Origin of the sequence: Blautia faecicola (assembly GCF_004123145.1) — a bacterium.
GTDB classification, from domain to species: domain Bacteria; phylum Bacillota; class Clostridia; order Lachnospirales; family Lachnospiraceae; genus Oliverpabstia; species Oliverpabstia faecicola.
Genome location: NZ_SDKC01000001.1, coordinates 2136881 through 2153536, shown reverse-complemented (window position 1 = coordinate 2153536; position 16656 = coordinate 2136881). Strand labels below are relative to the sequence as shown.

General features: G+C 45.8%; 14 protein-coding genes and 1 other annotated feature. All 14 genes read left to right on the top strand.

Annotated elements, in window-relative coordinates; all coding sequences use genetic code 11:
* Nucleotides 1-81 precede the first annotated feature (81 nt).
* The 14 genes from ETP43_RS09680 to scpB all read left to right on the top strand — a co-directional run bounded on the left by ETP43_RS09680 (nt 82) and on the right by scpB (nt 16597).
* On the top strand, nt 82-1485 hold the full coding sequence (locus ETP43_RS09680) for a L,D-transpeptidase family protein (RefSeq protein ID WP_129257913.1): 1404 nt from the start codon (nt 82-84) through the stop codon (nt 1483-1485).
* 194 nt (nt 1486-1679) lie between these two features.
* Entirely contained in the window at nt 1680-2870 is a 1191-nt protein-coding gene (locus ETP43_RS09675; protein WP_129257912.1) for an MFS transporter, read from the top strand.
* 9 nt (nt 2871-2879) lie between these two features.
* Nucleotides 2880-3548 carry an L-serine ammonia-lyase, iron-sulfur-dependent subunit beta gene (gene sdaAB, locus ETP43_RS09670; RefSeq protein WP_129257911.1) on the top strand — a complete coding sequence of 223 codons (669 nt, stop codon included), beginning with the start codon at nt 2880-2882 and terminating at the stop codon, nt 3546-3548.
* Nucleotides 3549-3561: 13 nt separating this feature from the next.
* Nucleotides 3562-4431, top strand: coding sequence for an L-serine ammonia-lyase, iron-sulfur-dependent, subunit alpha (gene sdaAA, locus ETP43_RS09665; RefSeq protein WP_129257910.1), 870 nt, complete (start codon nt 3562-3564; stop codon nt 4429-4431).
* 121 nt (nt 4432-4552) lie between these two features.
* Nucleotides 4553-4799 (top strand) — a binding site (T-box leader).
* 115 nt (nt 4800-4914) lie between these two features.
* The gene (locus ETP43_RS09660; protein ID WP_129257909.1) at nt 4915-6606 is read left to right on the top strand and encodes a carbon starvation CstA family protein; all 1692 of its coding nucleotides are present in this window, start codon (nt 4915-4917) and stop codon (nt 6604-6606) included.
* A 451-nt stretch (nt 6607-7057) separates the two neighbouring features.
* Entirely contained in the window at nt 7058-7990 is a 933-nt protein-coding gene (cysK, locus tag ETP43_RS09655; RefSeq protein ID WP_022400494.1) for a cysteine synthase A, read from the top strand.
* A 324-nt stretch (nt 7991-8314) separates the two neighbouring features.
* Nucleotides 8315-9124: a sporulation transcription factor Spo0A gene (gene spo0A / locus ETP43_RS09650; RefSeq protein WP_129257908.1), complete on the top strand. Its 810-nt coding sequence runs from the start codon at nt 8315-8317 to the stop codon at nt 9122-9124.
* A 110-nt stretch (nt 9125-9234) separates the two neighbouring features.
* The gene (glgA, locus tag ETP43_RS09645; RefSeq protein ID WP_022400492.1) at nt 9235-10680 is read left to right on the top strand and encodes a glycogen synthase GlgA; all 1446 of its coding nucleotides are present in this window, start codon (nt 9235-9237) and stop codon (nt 10678-10680) included.
* Between the two features lie 263 nt (nt 10681-10943).
* On the top strand, nt 10944-12017 hold the full coding sequence (recA, locus tag ETP43_RS09640; protein WP_022400491.1) for a recombinase RecA: 1074 nt from the start codon (nt 10944-10946) through the stop codon (nt 12015-12017).
* Nucleotides 12014-12640: a regulatory protein RecX gene (locus ETP43_RS09635; RefSeq protein ID WP_129257907.1), complete on the top strand. Its 627-nt coding sequence runs from the start codon at nt 12014-12016 to the stop codon at nt 12638-12640. The genes recA and ETP43_RS09635 overlap by 4 nt, the downstream gene beginning before the upstream one ends.
* 115 nt (nt 12641-12755) lie before the next feature.
* Entirely contained in the window at nt 12756-14321 is a 1566-nt protein-coding gene (gene rny / locus ETP43_RS09630; protein WP_022400489.1) for a ribonuclease Y, read from the top strand.
* Between the two features lie 92 nt (nt 14322-14413).
* A complete protein-coding gene (locus ETP43_RS09625; RefSeq protein ID WP_129257906.1) occupies nt 14414-15235 on the top strand; it encodes a metallophosphoesterase in 822 nt (273 codons plus the stop codon).
* 38 nt (nt 15236-15273) lie between these two features.
* Nucleotides 15274-16059, top strand: coding sequence for a segregation and condensation protein A (locus tag ETP43_RS09620; protein WP_129257905.1), 786 nt, complete (start codon nt 15274-15276; stop codon nt 16057-16059).
* A complete protein-coding gene (gene scpB / locus ETP43_RS09615; RefSeq protein ID WP_022400486.1) occupies nt 16034-16597 on the top strand; it encodes an SMC-Scp complex subunit ScpB in 564 nt (187 codons plus the stop codon). The genes ETP43_RS09620 and scpB overlap by 26 nt, the downstream gene beginning before the upstream one ends.
* Nucleotides 16598-16656: the final 59 nt, after the last annotated feature.

Sequence of the window (16656 nt, the reverse complement as noted above, 5' to 3'; positions counted from 1 at the left end):
ACAAAATAAAAGAGATAACGATCCGGTCGGGAGGATAACGAAAAGGGGCGGAACGTTACGGGGAGAGATGTGACGAAAACGATGACAACAAAGAAAAAGATTCTGACAGGGATTGCAGGTGCGCTTTTTGCAGTCGTAGCAGCCGGATACGGTGCTGCAGCGTATTATTACAGCAATCATTTTTATTCTCACACAGAGATCAACGGTACGGACTACGGGGAGATGACCGTACAGGAAGTAAAAGATAAGATTACGGAGCAGTTACCGTCTTATCAGATTACAATAAAAGAACGAAACGATCAGGAAGAGACACTGACCGGACAGCAGTTACAGCTGACCTATCAGGATAACGGAGAGATCGATGACCTGATGAAAAACCAGAAGTCCTGGGGCTGGGTGCTGCATGCATTTACCGGGGTCCATGCGGAACTGAAAAACATGGTGGCAGTGGATGAGGATGCATTAAAACAGGCAGTGGAAAGTCTGTCCTGTATGCAGCCGGAGAACATGCAGGCTCCGCAGGATGCCTGTGTGAGTGCGACCGATGACGGATATGCGGTGATCCCGGAAGAACAGGGAACGACGTTGGAAGAAGAAAAAGTGATTGACGGTATTCGTCAGGCACTTGTAAACGGAGAGACGGTCTGTGATCTGGATGCCGCAGACTGCTATGCAAAACCGCAGATCTTACAGGACAATGCAGATCTTCAGGCGCAGGCAGATGCGATCAACCAGAAACTTTCGGCGAGTCTGACGATGGATTTTGGAACAGACCGGCAGGAGGTGCTTGATAAAACCACACTGAAAGACTGGGTGGTACAGGCAGAAGACGGAAGTTACGCGATCGACGAAGCAAAGGTAACGGAATACGTAGCCGGACTGGCACAGAAATACGATACCGTCGACAGCGAACGGTCGTTTACCACAACTTCCGGAAGTACGGTGACGCTGACACCGGGAGATTACGGATGGAAGATCGATCAGAACAGTACGACAGCGAACCTGCTGGATGCGATCAACAACGGAACACAGGGAGCGTTTGAAATTGTTTATTTAGCTACCGCGATGAGCAGAGAGGCAAATGATATCGGCAGTTCCTATGTAGAACTGAGTCTGACGGATCAGCATTTCTGGGTTTATGTGGATGGAAAGCAGGTGCTGGACTCTGCGGTGGTAACCGGATGCCTGAACAAGGGAACACAAACGCCAAAAGGTGTCTATAAAGTAAAAGGAAAAACAACGGACTATACGATGCGCGGCACGAAGAATGCCAGCGGCAACTGGTCCTATGAAGTGCACTGCAATTACTGGATTCCGTTTGCAGCGGAAAATACGATCGGATTTCATGATCTGGTCACCAGAAGCGACTGGAGCAGCACGGCATATATCAACAATGGATCACATGGATGTGTCAACACACCGTTGGATAAAGTAAAAGAGTTGTACAATATTGTCTCTTACAAATTCCCGGTTGTAGTATATTAACACAATAAAAGCCATTCTGACAGCAGACAGCTGTTGGAATGGCTTTTATTGTGTTTTAGGTCGATATTGACATGAAAAAAGGTCGGAATTAACACTGTCACTTTTAGCTGGAAATAGTATACTGAGATTGTTTCTGTTATGGGGATAGCAGCAAAATAAAGACAGGTTTCAGGCGGGAAAGGATTGAACAGGAGATGAATTCAAAAAAATTAACTGCGCAGTGTGCTGTATTACAGGGGAGTTATTGGGTGGCGGTCTGTGCGATCAATGGATTTGCAACGGTATTTTTATTACATATCGGATTGAAAAGTTCTCAGATAGGAGTCGTGCTGGCTCTTGGAAATATTCTGGGAGTTATATTACAGCCGTTTGTTGCAGCGGCGGCGGACCGTGCAAAACGGGTAACTTTACAACAGATGACTGCAGGGATGGCAATTGCCATAATCCTGCTGCTGATTCTGATGCAGTGTATGTCAAAAATGGTACCGGGAATCGTGCTGTCATTTTTGATTATCAATATGTTATTACAGGTGGTACAGCCACTGATCAATTCTATCAGTTTGTATTATGTGAATCATGGTATCTATGTGGATTTTGGAATCGGTAGAGGAGTGGGCTCTGCATCCTATGCGGTAGCAGCTTCATTTTTGGGGATTCTGATCGGCAGGTATTATGGTCTGGCAATTATGGCTGTCGGATGTCTGTCTTTTGCGGTGATGTTCGTTACCTTAATTTCCATGCCGGTTGTGAAGAATCCGAATGAAAGTAAAAAAGAAGAACAAAAAAATACTGCAAACAGACAGAGAGGTGGCGGGATTCTGGAATTTGCATGTCGCTATCGGAATTATATGCTGGTATTACTGGGAATGATATTAATCTATGTAGAAAGTACATATGTGAACAATTATCTGATCAATATTGTGGTAAGCCTCGGGGGAGATATAAAACGGATGGGAACACTGCTGACAGTATCTGCAATGAGCGAACTTCCTACGATGTTGTTGTTTTCCAGGCTGGTTGGCAAATGGGACAGCAGAAAACTGATTCGGTTTGCGGCGGTAATGTTTTCTGTGAAAGCACTGGGGTATCTGGTGTGTGGCAGTATATCGTTCCTGTATGTAGTGCAGATGCTGCAGATGTTATCATTTGCATTATGTCTGCCTTCTGCGGTATACTATGTAAATGAAACGATGGCTGTGGAGGACAGAGTGAAGGGGCAGTCGCTGCTGATTGCGTCAAGTACCATGGGAGGGGTATTTGGCAGTCTGTCCGGTGGTGTGCTTGTGGATTTTGCAGGAATAAAGGCAATGCTTGCAACCGGTCTGGGACTGTCCATTATCGGCACGGCAATCGTGTGCATTTTTGTATCGCGAAAAGACAACTAGGAGGAAACGATGAATTTTATCAGTGCGTTTGAGGTGATCGGCCCCAATATGGTGGGACCGTCCAGCTCCCATACAGCGGGAGCAGTATCTATCGGAAAGATGGCAAGAAAGCTTTTCAAAGAGAAAGTGACAGAGGTGACATTTACCCTGTATGGTTCTTTTGCAAGAACTTATAAAGGACATGGTACAGACCGGGCACTGCTTGGCGGCGTACTTGGATTTGAAACCGATGATCTGCGGATCCGGGATGCATTTTCCTGGGCAGAGAAAATGGGAGTGAAATATCAGTATATCGCTGATAAGGAGTTTGTTCCGGATCATCCGAATACCGTGGATATCCGGATGACAGGGGAAAACGGCACAAAGATGCAGGTGCAGGGACAGTCTATCGGCGGCGGCAAGATCAAGATCACGCAGATCAACGGCATCAATGTGGAATTTACCGGAGAATACAGTACGCTGGTGGTAAAACAGATTGACAAACCGGGTGTGGTAACACATATTACTCAATGTTTGAGTAATCAGAATGTAAATATTGCTTTCATGCGGCTGTTCCGTGAGGGCAAGGGGAAAACGGCTTATTCTGTTGTGGAGTCGGATGAGCGGATTCCGGATGAGATTCTGGAAGAGATTCGACAGAACCCGTATGTGCAGGAAATATTACTGATTCAGATATAGGAGAGACGGACAGATGACAGATTTTAAAAACGGACAGGAATTATTGGAAGTATGTAAGAAAACGCAGTGTTCGATCTCCGAGGTGATGAAACAGCGGGAGATCGAAGGCACATCCTCCACAAAGAAAGAAGTGGAAGATAAGATGCGAAAAGCCCTCGCCATCATGAAAGAGGCAGTAAGAAAGCCATTAGAAGACCCGAAGCCGTCCATGAGCGGTCTGATCGGCGGAGAGGCAAAGCAGATTACCGGATACCGAGAGAACGGAAAAAATGTCTGCGGAACCTTTATGAACAAACTGATCGCCTACAGCATGGCGGTTCTGGAAGTCAATGCCTCGATGGGTGTCATTGTTGCGGCGCCGACGGCAGGTTCTTCCGGTGTGGTTCCGGGCGTGCTCCTGGCATTGCAGGAGGAAAAAGGTTTTACGGATGAACAGATGGTAGACGCGCTGTTTCACACGGCAGCGATCGGTTATCTGATGATGCGGAATGCCTCGGTGGCAGGTGCGGAGGCAGGCTGTCAGGCAGAGGTTGGCGCTGCATCGGCGATGGCGGCTGCAGCTGTGACGGAACTGATGGGCGGAACCCCGCAGATGTGTTTGCAGGCGGCAGCCATGGCGATCTCGAATCTGCTTGGTCTGGTCTGTGATCCGGTAGCAGGTTTGGTGGAAGTTCCCTGCCAGAGTCGGAATGCGGTTGGTGCGGTCAATGCCGTGACCTGCGCGGAGATCACACTGAGCGGCGTGGTATACCCGATTCCGTTTGATGAGATGGTGGATGCGATGTACAAAGTAGGAAAGAGTATTCCGTTTGAACTGCGTGAAACAGCCATCGGTGGATGTGCGGGAACACCCACCGGATGTGGAATGCGTTGCAGAATCTGACGGAAAAACGACAGAAAAATAAAAAATGTATAAAAACTATACAAAAGAAAAATGAATTTTGTATAAATCGACAGTTGTGTGAAAAAAACAAAAGTGGTAAAACTAATATAAGCTCAGATAAAGAAAAACATTGATGAAGACAAATTACACAGGAAGATTTCTTTCAGAGAGTTGCCGGCTGGTGTAAGACAACAGAAAACCTGATGTAATATCCCTTCGGAGTATCCGCTCTGAAAATAGAGTAAGAGCAGACGGCACTCACCGTTATCGGAGATCTGTTATCACCGGAAAACCGGCTGACAGTACAAAAGAGATTGTCACTATGACAATAAAGCAGAGTGGTACCGCGGAAAAGATTCGTCCCTGCAGCAAATAAAGCTGCAGGGCTTTTTATTTTGAAAGAGTGAAAAACTCAGGGTATCCTTTATGCGACGGGGAAGTCGTTCATGTTTTCTGAATGAGTCAGAAAAGGAGGAGAAAAACATGAGTGGTATTATGATGATGGTAATTGCCATTGTGGTATTAGGCGGAGCCTATATCTTCTATGGCCGTTACCTCGAGAAAAAATGGGGCATTGATCCCAACGCCAAAACTCCGGCTTATGAAATGGAAGACGGCGTAGACTATGTGCCTGCTGATACCAATATCGTATTTGGTCATCAGTTCGCATCCATCGCAGGTGCAGGCCCGATCAACGGACCGATCCAGGCTGCAATCTTCGGATGGCTGCCGGTACTGTTATGGATCCTGATCGGTGGTGTATTCTTCGGAGCAGTACAGGATTTCTCTGCAATGTATGCTTCTGTAAAGAACAAAGGACGTTCCATCGGATCTATAATTGAAGCTTATATCGGAAAAACAGGAAAGAAGCTGTTCCTGCTGTTTTGCTGGCTGTTCTGTATCCTGGTTGTCGCTGCTTTCGCTGATGTCGTAGCAGGTACCTTCAACGGATTCTTAACCGCAGATGACGGAACGGTATCCAAGATCACTGCAAACGGCGCAGTAGCAACAACTTCCATGTTATTTATCGTTGAAGCTGTATGTCTTGGTATGATCCTTCGTTACGGAAAGCTTCACAAATGGGTGAACACAGCAATCGCAATCGTAATGCTGATCGGAGCAGTAGCACTGGGTATGAACTTCCCGATGTTTCTGCCGAGAACTACCTGGCATGTGATCATCTTCGTCTACATCCTGATCGCATCGGTAGCTCCTGTATGGAGTCTGTTGCAGCCTCGTGACTACCTGAACAGTTACCTGCTGATCTTCATGATCATTGCAGCCATCATAGGTGTATTCGTGGCAAATCCACAGTGTCATCTGGAAGCATTTACTTCCTTTAATGTAGACGGACAGACTCTGTTTCCAATTCTGTTTGTAACCATCGCTTGTGGTGCTGTATCCGGTTTCCATTCACTGGTATCTTCCGGAACTGCATCCAAACAGATCAAAAATGAAAAGAACATGCTGCCGGTATCCTTCGGTGCCATGTTGATGGAAAGTATGCTGGCTATCATCGCTCTGATCGCCGTTGCATCTTTCGCAAAAGGAGAAGCAGCAGCACAGGGACTGACCACACAGCCGCAGATCTTCGCAGGAGCAATCGCAAACTTCCTGGAAGTGATCGGTCTGCCGCATACTCTGGTGTTTACCCTGATCAACCTGGCAGTATCTGCATTCGCACTGACCTCTCTGGACTCTGTAGCCCGTGTCGGACGTCTGTCCTTCCAGGAATTCTTCCAGGATAACGATGTGGATGAAAAAGATTACACACCATTCCGTAAACTGATGGTAAACAAATATTTTGCAACTATCCTGACTCTGGTACTGGCTTACCTGCTGGCAAAAGTCGGATACGCTGAGATCTGGCCGCTGTTCGGTTCTGCCAACCAGCTGCTGTCTGTACTTGCTCTGGTAGCATGTGCCGTGTTCCTGAAGAAAACAAAACGTCAGGGTATTATGCTGTGGGCTCCTGCAGTATTCATGATGGCTGTTACTTTCAGTGCACTGGGTCTTACCATCTACAAACTGACAGGTGCTCTGATGACTACAGGTCTGGATTTTGGAAATACCCTGCAGCTGATCTTCGCAGTACTGCTTCTGATCCTTGGTGTGATCGTAGCAGTACAGGGTATCAAGAAACTGTTCGAAAAACCGCAGGAGAAAGCTGCTTAATCGGACAGGAAGTTATCTGAATAAAATAAAAATACATAAAAGGCTTTCGCAGCCGGAGATGAATGAATCCGAGCTGCGGAAGCCTTTTTTGTTGCAGTTCATATCAACCAGCGGTTCAGAGAAAGCAATGTTGATTCTTTCACTCTTTACCAAAATAAAATTTTTTGTAAAAAGCATAAAAACATAGTTGACAAGTAGGTATAAGGGGATTATAATACACTCAACAAAACAAAAACAACGTAACTGTTCAGTACATTCACAGTTACGAGGCAAAATGCATGAAAAATCACCTTCGGTGATGGCATTTTGACTTGTAGGTCTCGGGATTTTGGCATATACATGCCAAAACACCTCGCGGAATATTACCTACGGAATAGTTACAAAAAAATTATGTAGCTGCGAGGGGAACGAACGGTTGCGAAATAAAAAAGGAAAAGAGAGGAAATGTATTATGGGAAATATTTATAAGGGAACCTTAGGACTGATCGGAAACACCCCACTGGTAGAAGTGGTAAACATAGAAAAAGAACTGGGTCTGGAAGCTACTCTTTTGGTAAAACTGGAATATTTTAACCCGGCCGGAAGCGTAAAAGATCGTATCGCAAAAGCAATGATCGAAGATGCAGAAGAAAAAGGACTCTTAAAAGAAGGTTCCGTAATCATCGAGCCTACCTCCGGTAACACCGGAATCGGTCTGGCATCCATCGCAGCATCCAAAGGATATCGTATCATCCTGACCATGCCGGAAACCATGAGTGTTGAGAGAAGAAACATCCTGAAAGCTTACGGTGCAGAACTGGTGCTGACGGAAGGAGCAAAAGGAATGAAAGGAGCCATCGCAAAAGCAGACGAACTGGCAAAAGAGATTCCGAACAGCTTTATCCCGGGACAGTTTGTAAACCCGGCAAACCCGAAAGTACATCGTGAGACCACCGGTCCGGAAATCTGGAAAGATACTGACGGAAAAGTAGATATCTTCGTAGCTGGTGTGGGAACCGGCGGAACTCTGACAGGAACCGGTGAATATCTGAAATCCCAGAACCCGGATGTGAAAGTCATCGCTATGGAGCCTGCAACTTCTCCGGTACTTTCCCAGGGCAAGAGCGGTGCTCACAAGATCCAGGGAATCGGTGCAGGATTCGTACCGGATGTACTGAACACCAAAGTATACGATGAAGTGGTTACCGTAGAAAACGACGATGCATTTGCAGGAGCAAAACTGCTGGCTAAGAAAGAGGGTATTCTGGTAGGTATTTCTTCCGGTGCAGCTCTTCAGGCAGCGATTGAACTGGCAAAACGTCCGGAAAACAAAGGCAAAACAATTGTTGCACTGCTTCCGGATACCGGAGACAGATATTACTCCACACCACTGTTCACAGAATAAAAACAAGAATCAGAAAATACGGGCGGACTGTTGCGAAAGTGACAGTCCGCTTTCTTTGTTTTTATGTATTTTTATGCAGAACCGTCTGAACAAAGCAGCCGGGAAATTGTTGCGGGAAAAGCTTCTTGTATAAATATGCACTGAGAATACAAAAAATCGTCATTTTATGTGTCACTTTGTCGAACGAAAATGGGAAAAATGTGTTGTCATATCTTGAACCAAAAAAAGATTTTTTTTATAATAGAATCAGCATTTGGAACACAGTAATCTGTGGCAGGGCCCATACTTTCCAAAATACTAAGTAGATGGAGGAGTCAGTTTAGAATGGAAAAATTAAACGTAGCCATAGCAGATGATAATGAACGAATGGTAGATCTTCTCAGTACACTGGTGAAGGGAGATAAAGAGCTGGAACTCGTCGGACAGGCGGCCGACGGACAGGAAATATACAAGATCATAAAAGAAAAAGAGCCGGATGTTGTGCTGCTGGATATTATTATGCCTAAGATGGATGGAATTACAGTCATGGAAAAGGTGAATGAAGATCCTTCTGTCAGAAAGCGTCCGGCTTTTATTATTATATCGGCAGTTGGTCAGGAACGGATCATTGAAGATGCGTTTCGGCTGGGCGCCTGCTATTATATTATGAAGCCATTTGACAACGACATGGTATTAAACCGGATCAAACAGTTCCGCAAATTTGGAAAAGGAATCCGCAGAGACAACCGGGGCACAGGCGGTCTGGGAAGAGCAGGCGAAATATCGGAAAAAAATCTGCAGATTGATGTGACGGATATCATTCATGAGATCGGTGTGCCGGCACACATCAAAGGATACCAGTACCTGCGGGATGCGATCATGATGTCGGTGGAGGATATGGAGATGCTCAATTCCATCACCAAGATCCTGTATCCGACCATTGCCAAGAAACACCAGACTACACCGAGCCGTGTGGAACGTGCGATCCGTCATGCCATCGAAGTTGCATGGAGCCGTGGCAAGATGGATACGATCGACGCACTTTTCGGCTATACGGTGAACAACGGAAAAGGAAAACCGACCAATTCTGAGTTTATCGCTCTGATTGCGGACAAGATCCGACTGGAATATGAACACGGGACGCTTCATCGATAAATACAGATGAAAAATGCATAAAAAAACAGGCATAACCCCTTTCCTGTTTGGTAAAAATGCGGTATAATATAAGACAGATGTTGTTATAAGAAAAACAGGAGGTTATTCGCATGAAAAAGGTACTATATGTTGCATCGGAAGCCGTACCGTTTATTAAGACCGGAGGGCTTGCGGATGTAGTCGGCTCTTTACCGAAATGCTTTCCAAAAGAATATTTTGATGTGAGAGTTATCATTCCAAAATACGCCTGTATGAAACAGGAATTTAAAGATCAGTTACACTACATAACCAATTTCTACATGGATCTGAACTGGAGACAGCAATACGTAGGAATCTTCGAGCTGGAATATGAAGGAATCAAGTTCTATTTTATCGATAACGAAGAACATTTCAGTGGGGACAAACCATACTACGGCATGCCGGGAGATCTGGAAAAATTTGCATTCTTCTCCAAAGCGGCACTGTCGATTCTTCCGGTGATCGATTTCCGACCGGACATTATTCACTGCCACGACTGGCAGACCGGACTGATCCCGGTATATTTGAAAGAACGTTTCCAGGGAAGTGATTTCTACCGTGGAATCAAATCGGTTATGACGATCCACAACCTGAAATTCCAGGGCGTATGGGACATCAAGACTGTAAAGAGCATCACCGGTCTGTCCGATTACTTCTTCACACCGGACAAACTGGAGGCAAACAAAGATGCCAACTATCTGAAAGGCGGTCTGGTATACGCAGATGCGATCACAACCGTAAGTAATACCTATGCAGAGGAGATCAAGACGCCGTTCTACGGCGAAGGTCTGGATGGACTGATGCAGGCAAGAAGCAACAGCCTGCGCGGTATCGTAAACGGTATCGATTATGACGAGTACAATCCGGAGACCGACTCCATGATCGTAAAGAACTACAATGCAAAGACATTTCGGAAAGAAAAAGTGAAAAATAAGACAGCGCTGCAGGAAGAACTGGGACTGGAAGTCAATCCGAAAGCCATGATGCTCGGTGTTGTATCCCGTCTGACGGATCAGAAAGGATTTGACCTGATCGCTTACATGATGGATGAACTGTGCCAGGATGCGATCCAGTTAGTAGTGCTTGGAACCGGTGAGGAAAAATATGAAAATATGTTCCGTCACTTTGCATGGAAATACGATAAAAAAGTTTCTGCCAATATCTATTATTCAGAAGCAATGTCTCATAAGATCTATGCAGCGGCAGACGCATTCCTGATGCCGTCTCTGTTTGAGCCGTGCGGACTGAGCCAGCTGATGAGTCTTCGTTACGGTACCGTGCCGATCGTCAGAGAGACCGGTGGCCTGAAAGATACCGTACAGCCGTACAACGAGTTCGAAGGAAACGGAACCGGCTTCAGCTTCACAAACTACAATGCCCATGAGATGTTAAATACGATCCGCTACGCAGAGCGTGTATATTATGACCGCAAACGCGAGTGGAACAAGATCGTCGACCGCGGCATGGCACAGGATTATTCCTGGAAGAATTCTGCAAAGCAGTACGAAGAGATGTACACCTGGCTGGCAGGATATTAGAAAAATAATATAAAAATATGTATGATAGCAGGGAACGCCGGCGGATCTGCCGTCGGCGAAAATTCCTGTTCTTTTCTTAATTTTATTGCATTGTATATCAATAATTGGCTCAGTGAACCAATTTTGATTCTTACCCGGTAGATCGCCGAAATTGTTAGATTCCCCTCAAAAACCGAAAATACCAGTTGACAACAAAAGTAATTTGTAATAGTATGGAAACAGCAAAACGAACATAAGTTCGCACATGAAAAAAGGAGACCATTATGGCAAAAGAAGATAAATTAAAAGCCCTGGATGCGGCTTTGGGACAGATTGAAAAACAGTTTGGAAAAGGGTCCGTGATGAAACTGGGAGATTCCGGTAAGAACATGAATGTACAGACCGTACCGACCGGATCTCTGAGTCTGGATATTGCACTGGGACTGGGTGGTGTTCCGCGTGGACGAATCATCGAGATCTACGGACCGGAATCCAGTGGTAAGACAACCGTAGCATTACATATGGTAGCGGAAGTACAGAAGCGCGGCGGAATCGCCGGATTCGTGGATGCAGAGCATGCGCTGGATCCTGCCTATGCAAAAAACATCGGTGTGGATATCGATGAATTGTATATTTCACAGCCGGATAACGGAGAACAGGCACTCGAGATCACTGAGACAATGGTGCGTTCCGGTGCGATGGACATCATCATCGTGGACTCTGTAGCAGCCCTGGTACCGAAAGCAGAGATCGAGGGAGATATGGGAGATTCCCATATGGGTCTGCAGGCACGACTGATGTCTCAGGCACTGAGAAAACTGACCGGTGTGGTAAGCAAGTCCAACTGTATCGTGATCTTTATCAACCAGCTGCGTGAAAAGATCGGTGTCATGTTCGGTAATCCGGAAACAACCACAGGTGGACGTGCCCTGAAGTTCTACGCTTCCGTGCGTATGGATGTCAGAAGAACCGAGACGATCAAACAGGGCGGAGAAGTGATCGGTAACCGTACCCGTGTCAAAGTCGTGAAGAATAAAGTGGCACCGCCGTTTAAAGAAGCAGAATTTGATATCATGTTCGGAAAGGGAATCTCCAAAGAGAGTGATATCCTGGATCTGGCAGTGAATCTTGGTATCATCCAGAAGAGCGGTGCATGGTTCGCCTACAATGACGGCAAGATCGGCCAGGGAAGAGAGAATGCAAAGATCTTCCTGAGAGAGAATCCGGAGATCGCAGAAGAGATCGAACGCCAGGTAAGAGCACATTACGGACTGGGTGAAGACGGACCGCAGGATACCGCAAAAGAAGCGGATGAAGCAACCGGTGCACAGAAAGATACACCGGATGAGGAAGTATGAGAATCACAGAGATTGTCCCGGTGACAAAAGCGAAGTACCGCGTTGTGACAGATGAACAGCTCGCCTTTATGTTATATAAGGGCGAGCTTTCCCGTTATCGACTGAAAGAGAACGGAGAGCTTCCTGCGGAGACTTTTCAGGAAATCTTTAAAGAGATTCTGGTCAAAAGAGCGAAGCTGCGGGCGATGCATCTGCTGACGCGGATGGATTATACGGAAGCGGAACTGGAAAAGAAGCTGATGAAGGGCGAATATACACCGCAGGCAGTAAAGATCGCCATGGATTATGTGCGCTCGTATCATTATCTGGATGATGAGAGATATGTCACACGGTATCTGTCCACCTATCAGGGAAGAAAGAGCAGACGCCAGATGCAGTTTGAACTGGAGCGGAAAGGCATTCCGCGGGAACTGATCCGACGGGGACAAGAAGCCATGGAGGATGAAGAAGGGTGTGCGGATGAGACGGATATGATCCGCCAGCTTCTGGAGAAACGCTGCAGAAATCCAAAAGAGGCCGATGAAAAAGAAAAAAGACGGCATTACGGCTATCTGATGCGCAGGGGATTTACCTCTTCGGAGATCCAGTCGGTATTCCGGGAGTATTTTTCACGGGAAGAATAAAGGATTATAACTATATCTACGAAAATAATGGGGAATCCGTTGACAAATTTGTGAAATCATTATAGAATTATACTGTTGTAAACGTACAATGAAAACTAAATAAGGAGGTGCTCCTATGGCAGACGGAATCAATATATTAATTCCAATTATTGCTGTAGTCATTGCGCTGGTAATAGCGGTTCCTGTGGCTTGCAAGCTTGCCGTTGCCAAGAAAGTGAAGCAGGATGCGGAAAAAATTGGCACTGCGGAGGAAAAAGCAAGAAACATCATAGATGAAGCCCTGAAAACGGCGGAAACTAAGAAACGCGAAGCTCTTCTGGAAGCAAAAGAAGAATCTCTGAAAACCAAAAACGAACTGGAAAAAGAGACAAGGGAGAGACGCAGCGAACTGCAAAAGTATGAAAAGCGTGTGCTGGCAAAAGAAGAATCTGTAGACCGCAAGGCAAATGCACTGGAGAGACGGGAAACAGAGTATTCAGCAAAAGAAGCAGAGTTAAAGAAGAAAGAGAAACAGGTTGACGAATTACATGACCAGGGAGTACAGGAACTTGAGAGAATCTCAGGACTGACCTCCGAACAGGCAAAGGATTATCTTTTAAAATCTGTTGAAGACGAAGTAAAAATTGATACTGCGAAACTTTACAAAGAGCTGGAAAGCAAAGCAAAAGAAGATGCTGCAAAGAAAGCAAAAGAGTATGTGGTAACAGCGATTCAGAAATGTGCTGTTGACCATGTGGCAGAATCTACGATTTCCGTTGTACAGCTTCCGAGCGATGAGATGAAAGGAAGAATCATCGGTCGTGAAGGAAGAAACATCCGTACGCTGGAAACACTGACCGGTGTGGATCTGATCATTGACGATACCCCGGAAGCAGTTGTTTTATCCGGATTTGATCCGATCCGTCGTGAAGTTGCAAGAATTGCTCTTGAAAAACTGATCGTGGATGGACGTATTCATCCGGCACGTATCGAGGAAATGGTGGAGAAAGCACAGAAAGAAGTAGAGACCATGATTCGGGAAGAGGGGGAGAACGCTGCTTTAGAAGTTGGTGTTCACGGAATCCATCCGGAACTGATTCGTCTCCTTGGACGTATGAAATTCCGTTCCAGTTATGGACAGAACGCATTAAAGCATTCCATCGAAGTTGCACAGCTGTCAGGTCTTCTGGCGGCAGAAGTTGGTACGGATATCCGTCTGGCAAAACGTGCCGGCTTATTACATGATATAGGAAAATCCATCGACCATGAAGTGGAAGGATCCCATATTCAGATCGGTGTTGACTTATGTAGAAAGTATAAAGAATCTCCAATTGTCATCAACGCAGTAGAAGCCCATCACGGCGATGTAGAACCGGAATCTCTGATTGCCGGAATCGTACAGGCTGCGGATGCAATCTCAGCTGCCCGCCCGGGTGCGAGAAGAGAGACACTGGAAACATATACCAACAGATTGAAACAGTTAGAAGATATCACAAACTCCTTCAAGGGAGTAGACAAATCCTATGCTATTCAGGCAGGCCGTGAGGTTCGGATTATGGTATTACCAGATCATGTCAATGATTCTGATATGGTATTACTGGCAAGAGATATTTCCAAACAGATTGAAGCTGAACTGGAATATCCTGGACAGATCAAAGTCAGTGTAATCCGTGAAAGTCGTGTCGTAGATTACGCAAAATAAAGTTTGCAGATGACGACCGATGAGGACAGTCAACAACACCCCGGTGTAAAACGAAAGTTTTAGACCGGGGATTTTTAATATGGAGCAAAACGATGAAAAAAACGATAGTAAGGGAGTATCGACTCCAGTCTCCTTATATAAAAGAGAAACAGGAACTGACACTTGCCTTTTTGACGGATCTTCATGATCAGGTCACAGGTGAGGACGGGGAGCGGATTTTTCAACTCCTCGAAAAACAACATCCGGATCTGGTGTTGGTCGGCGGGGATGTCGTTGTCGGAAAAAAAGGGTGTGAAACAGAAAAAGCGTTTGGTTTTCTGAAAAAACTGTCGGAAACATATCCGGTATATTATGCAAGCGGCAACCATGAACAACGGATTGTCGAACATCCGGAGATTTACGGAGAGGTCGGGAAAAGATATGAGGCAGCAGTAGAAGAACTGCCATTACTGCGGCTACGGAACCGGAAAGTGCAGGTGGAGAAGAAGGGAATACCGCTTACCATCTGCGGGCTGGAGCCGGACGAACGATTTTATGAGAAAGGGCGTCGGAAAGAGGGCATGGTGGAAGAACTGGAAAAACGGTTCGGACAACCGGATCGTGACCGGATCACGATTCTTCTGGCGCATAATCCACACTATAAGAAAGAGTATCTTTCCTGGGGTGCAACGGTGACATTCTGCGGACATTACCACGGCGGGGTGATGATGCTCGGGAAGAGACGGGGAGCGATTTCTCCGGATTTTCGGATCTTTCCGGCCGAATGTGGAGGAATCCACAAAAAGGGAGAACATGCAGTGATCGTCAGTGCCGGGCTGGGGGAGCATACGATCCCGTTACGGATCCACAACCCAAGAGAACTAACGATCCTTCGAATCTGCGCTTTACAAAACCGGAAAATGCCTGTAAAATAAACATTCAGGTATAAACGAAAAGAAAAAGAGGAAGAAACATGGGAATACCGGTAAAACTGGAGGCATTTGAAGGTCCGCTGGATCTGCTTTTACATCTGATCGAAAAGAATAAGATTGATATTTACGACATTCCGATCGTAGAGATCACAGAACAGTATATGGAATATATCCGGCAGATGCAGGAAGAAAACCTGAATATCATGAGTGAGTTCATGGTAATGGCGGCAACGCTCCTGGATATCAAGTGTAAGATGCTTCTTCCAAAAGAAATAACTGAAGAAGGGGAAGAAAAAGATCCCCGTGAAGAACTGGTACAGCAGCTGTTGGAGTATAAGATGTATAAATATATGTCCTACGAGCTGCGGGACCGGATGGCAGATGCTTCCCGTTGTGTATACCGGGCGGAGAGCATGCCGAAAGAAGTGCTGGAATATCGACCGCCGGTGGATATCCAGGAACTGATCGGTGATCTGACACTGGCAAAACTTCAGAATATTTTCAATTCTATCATCAAACGACAGGAAAACAAGGTGGATCCGATCCGAAGCAAATTCGGTAAGATCGAGAAAGAAGAAGTCAGTCTGGAAGACAAGATGAGTGATCTGGAGCTGTATGCCAGAACACATCGCTATTTTTCCTTCCGGGGACTTCTGGAAAAACAATCGAGTAAGATTCAGGTGATCGTTACGTTTCTTGCGATCCTGGAACTGATGAAAACCGGTGTGATTATCATAGAACAGGAACATTTGTTTGATGATATTCAGATTACATCTTTAAAATATGAGGAGCAGCAGGAAGATGGAGAAACTGGAAGCAGCGATTGAGGCTATTTTATTTTCCGCGGGTGATTCGGTGGAGACAGGAAGAATCGCGAAAGCAATCGGGCAGGATAAAAACACGACGGAAAAAATCATCCGGAATATGATGTTAAAATACAATGCCAGAGATCGTGGAATCAAAATCCTGGAACTGGACGGAGCATTTCAGATGTGTACCAAGCAGGAATATTATGAATATCTGGTGGAGATCGCATTGCAGCCGAAAAAAGCAGTGCTGACAGATGTCATGCTGGAGACACTCTCGATTATCGCCTACAAGCAGCCGGTAACGAAACAGGAGATTGAAAAAATCCGTGGAGTAAAGTGTGATCATCCGATCAATAAACTGGTGGAATATAATCTGGTACAGGAATTGGGACGACTGGATGCACCGGGACGACCGATCCTTTTTGGAACGACGGAAGAATTTTTAAGAAATTTCGGGGTGCAGTCCACCGAGGATCTGCCGACGATCAGCCCGGTAAAACTGGAAGATTTCAAGGCAGAGGCGGAAGAAGAGATTCAGTTACAGCTGGATCTGTAAAAATAAGGTTCTAAAAGAAAAAGAGCCGCATATAGTATCTTTGGAAAACTGTGATAAAA

What these genes read in the sequence shown, in the direction of transcription:
- sdaAA (WP_129257910.1), top strand. Translation starts at nt 3,562, where the DNA reads ATGACAGATTTTAAAAACGGACAGGAATTATTGGAAGTATGTAAGAAA.
- cysK (WP_022400494.1), top strand. Translation starts at nt 7,058, where the DNA reads ATGGGAAATATTTATAAGGGAACCTTAGGACTGATCGGAAACACCCCA.
- glgA (WP_022400492.1), top strand. Translation starts at nt 9,235, where the DNA reads ATGAAAAAGGTACTATATGTTGCATCGGAAGCCGTACCGTTTATTAAG.
- ETP43_RS09635 (WP_129257907.1), top strand. Translation starts at nt 12,014, where the DNA reads ATGAGAATCACAGAGATTGTCCCGGTGACAAAAGCGAAGTACCGCGTT.
- scpB (WP_022400486.1), top strand. Translation starts at nt 16,034, where the DNA reads ATGGAGAAACTGGAAGCAGCGATTGAGGCTATTTTATTTTCCGCGGGT.
- ETP43_RS09675 (WP_129257912.1), top strand. Translation starts at nt 1,680, where the DNA reads ATGAATTCAAAAAAATTAACTGCGCAGTGTGCTGTATTACAGGGGAGT.
- ETP43_RS09625 (WP_129257906.1), top strand. Translation starts at nt 14,414, where the DNA reads ATGAAAAAAACGATAGTAAGGGAGTATCGACTCCAGTCTCCTTATATA.
- ETP43_RS09620 (WP_129257905.1), top strand. Translation starts at nt 15,274, where the DNA reads ATGGGAATACCGGTAAAACTGGAGGCATTTGAAGGTCCGCTGGATCTG.
- recA (WP_022400491.1), top strand. Translation starts at nt 10,944, where the DNA reads ATGGCAAAAGAAGATAAATTAAAAGCCCTGGATGCGGCTTTGGGACAG.
- ETP43_RS09660 (WP_129257909.1), top strand. Translation starts at nt 4,915, where the DNA reads ATGAGTGGTATTATGATGATGGTAATTGCCATTGTGGTATTAGGCGGA.
- sdaAB (WP_129257911.1), top strand. Translation starts at nt 2,880, where the DNA reads ATGAATTTTATCAGTGCGTTTGAGGTGATCGGCCCCAATATGGTGGGA.
- spo0A (WP_129257908.1), top strand. Translation starts at nt 8,315, where the DNA reads ATGGAAAAATTAAACGTAGCCATAGCAGATGATAATGAACGAATGGTA.
- rny (WP_022400489.1), top strand. Translation starts at nt 12,756, where the DNA reads ATGGCAGACGGAATCAATATATTAATTCCAATTATTGCTGTAGTCATT.
- ETP43_RS09680 (WP_129257913.1), top strand. Translation starts at nt 82, where the DNA reads ATGACAACAAAGAAAAAGATTCTGACAGGGATTGCAGGTGCGCTTTTT.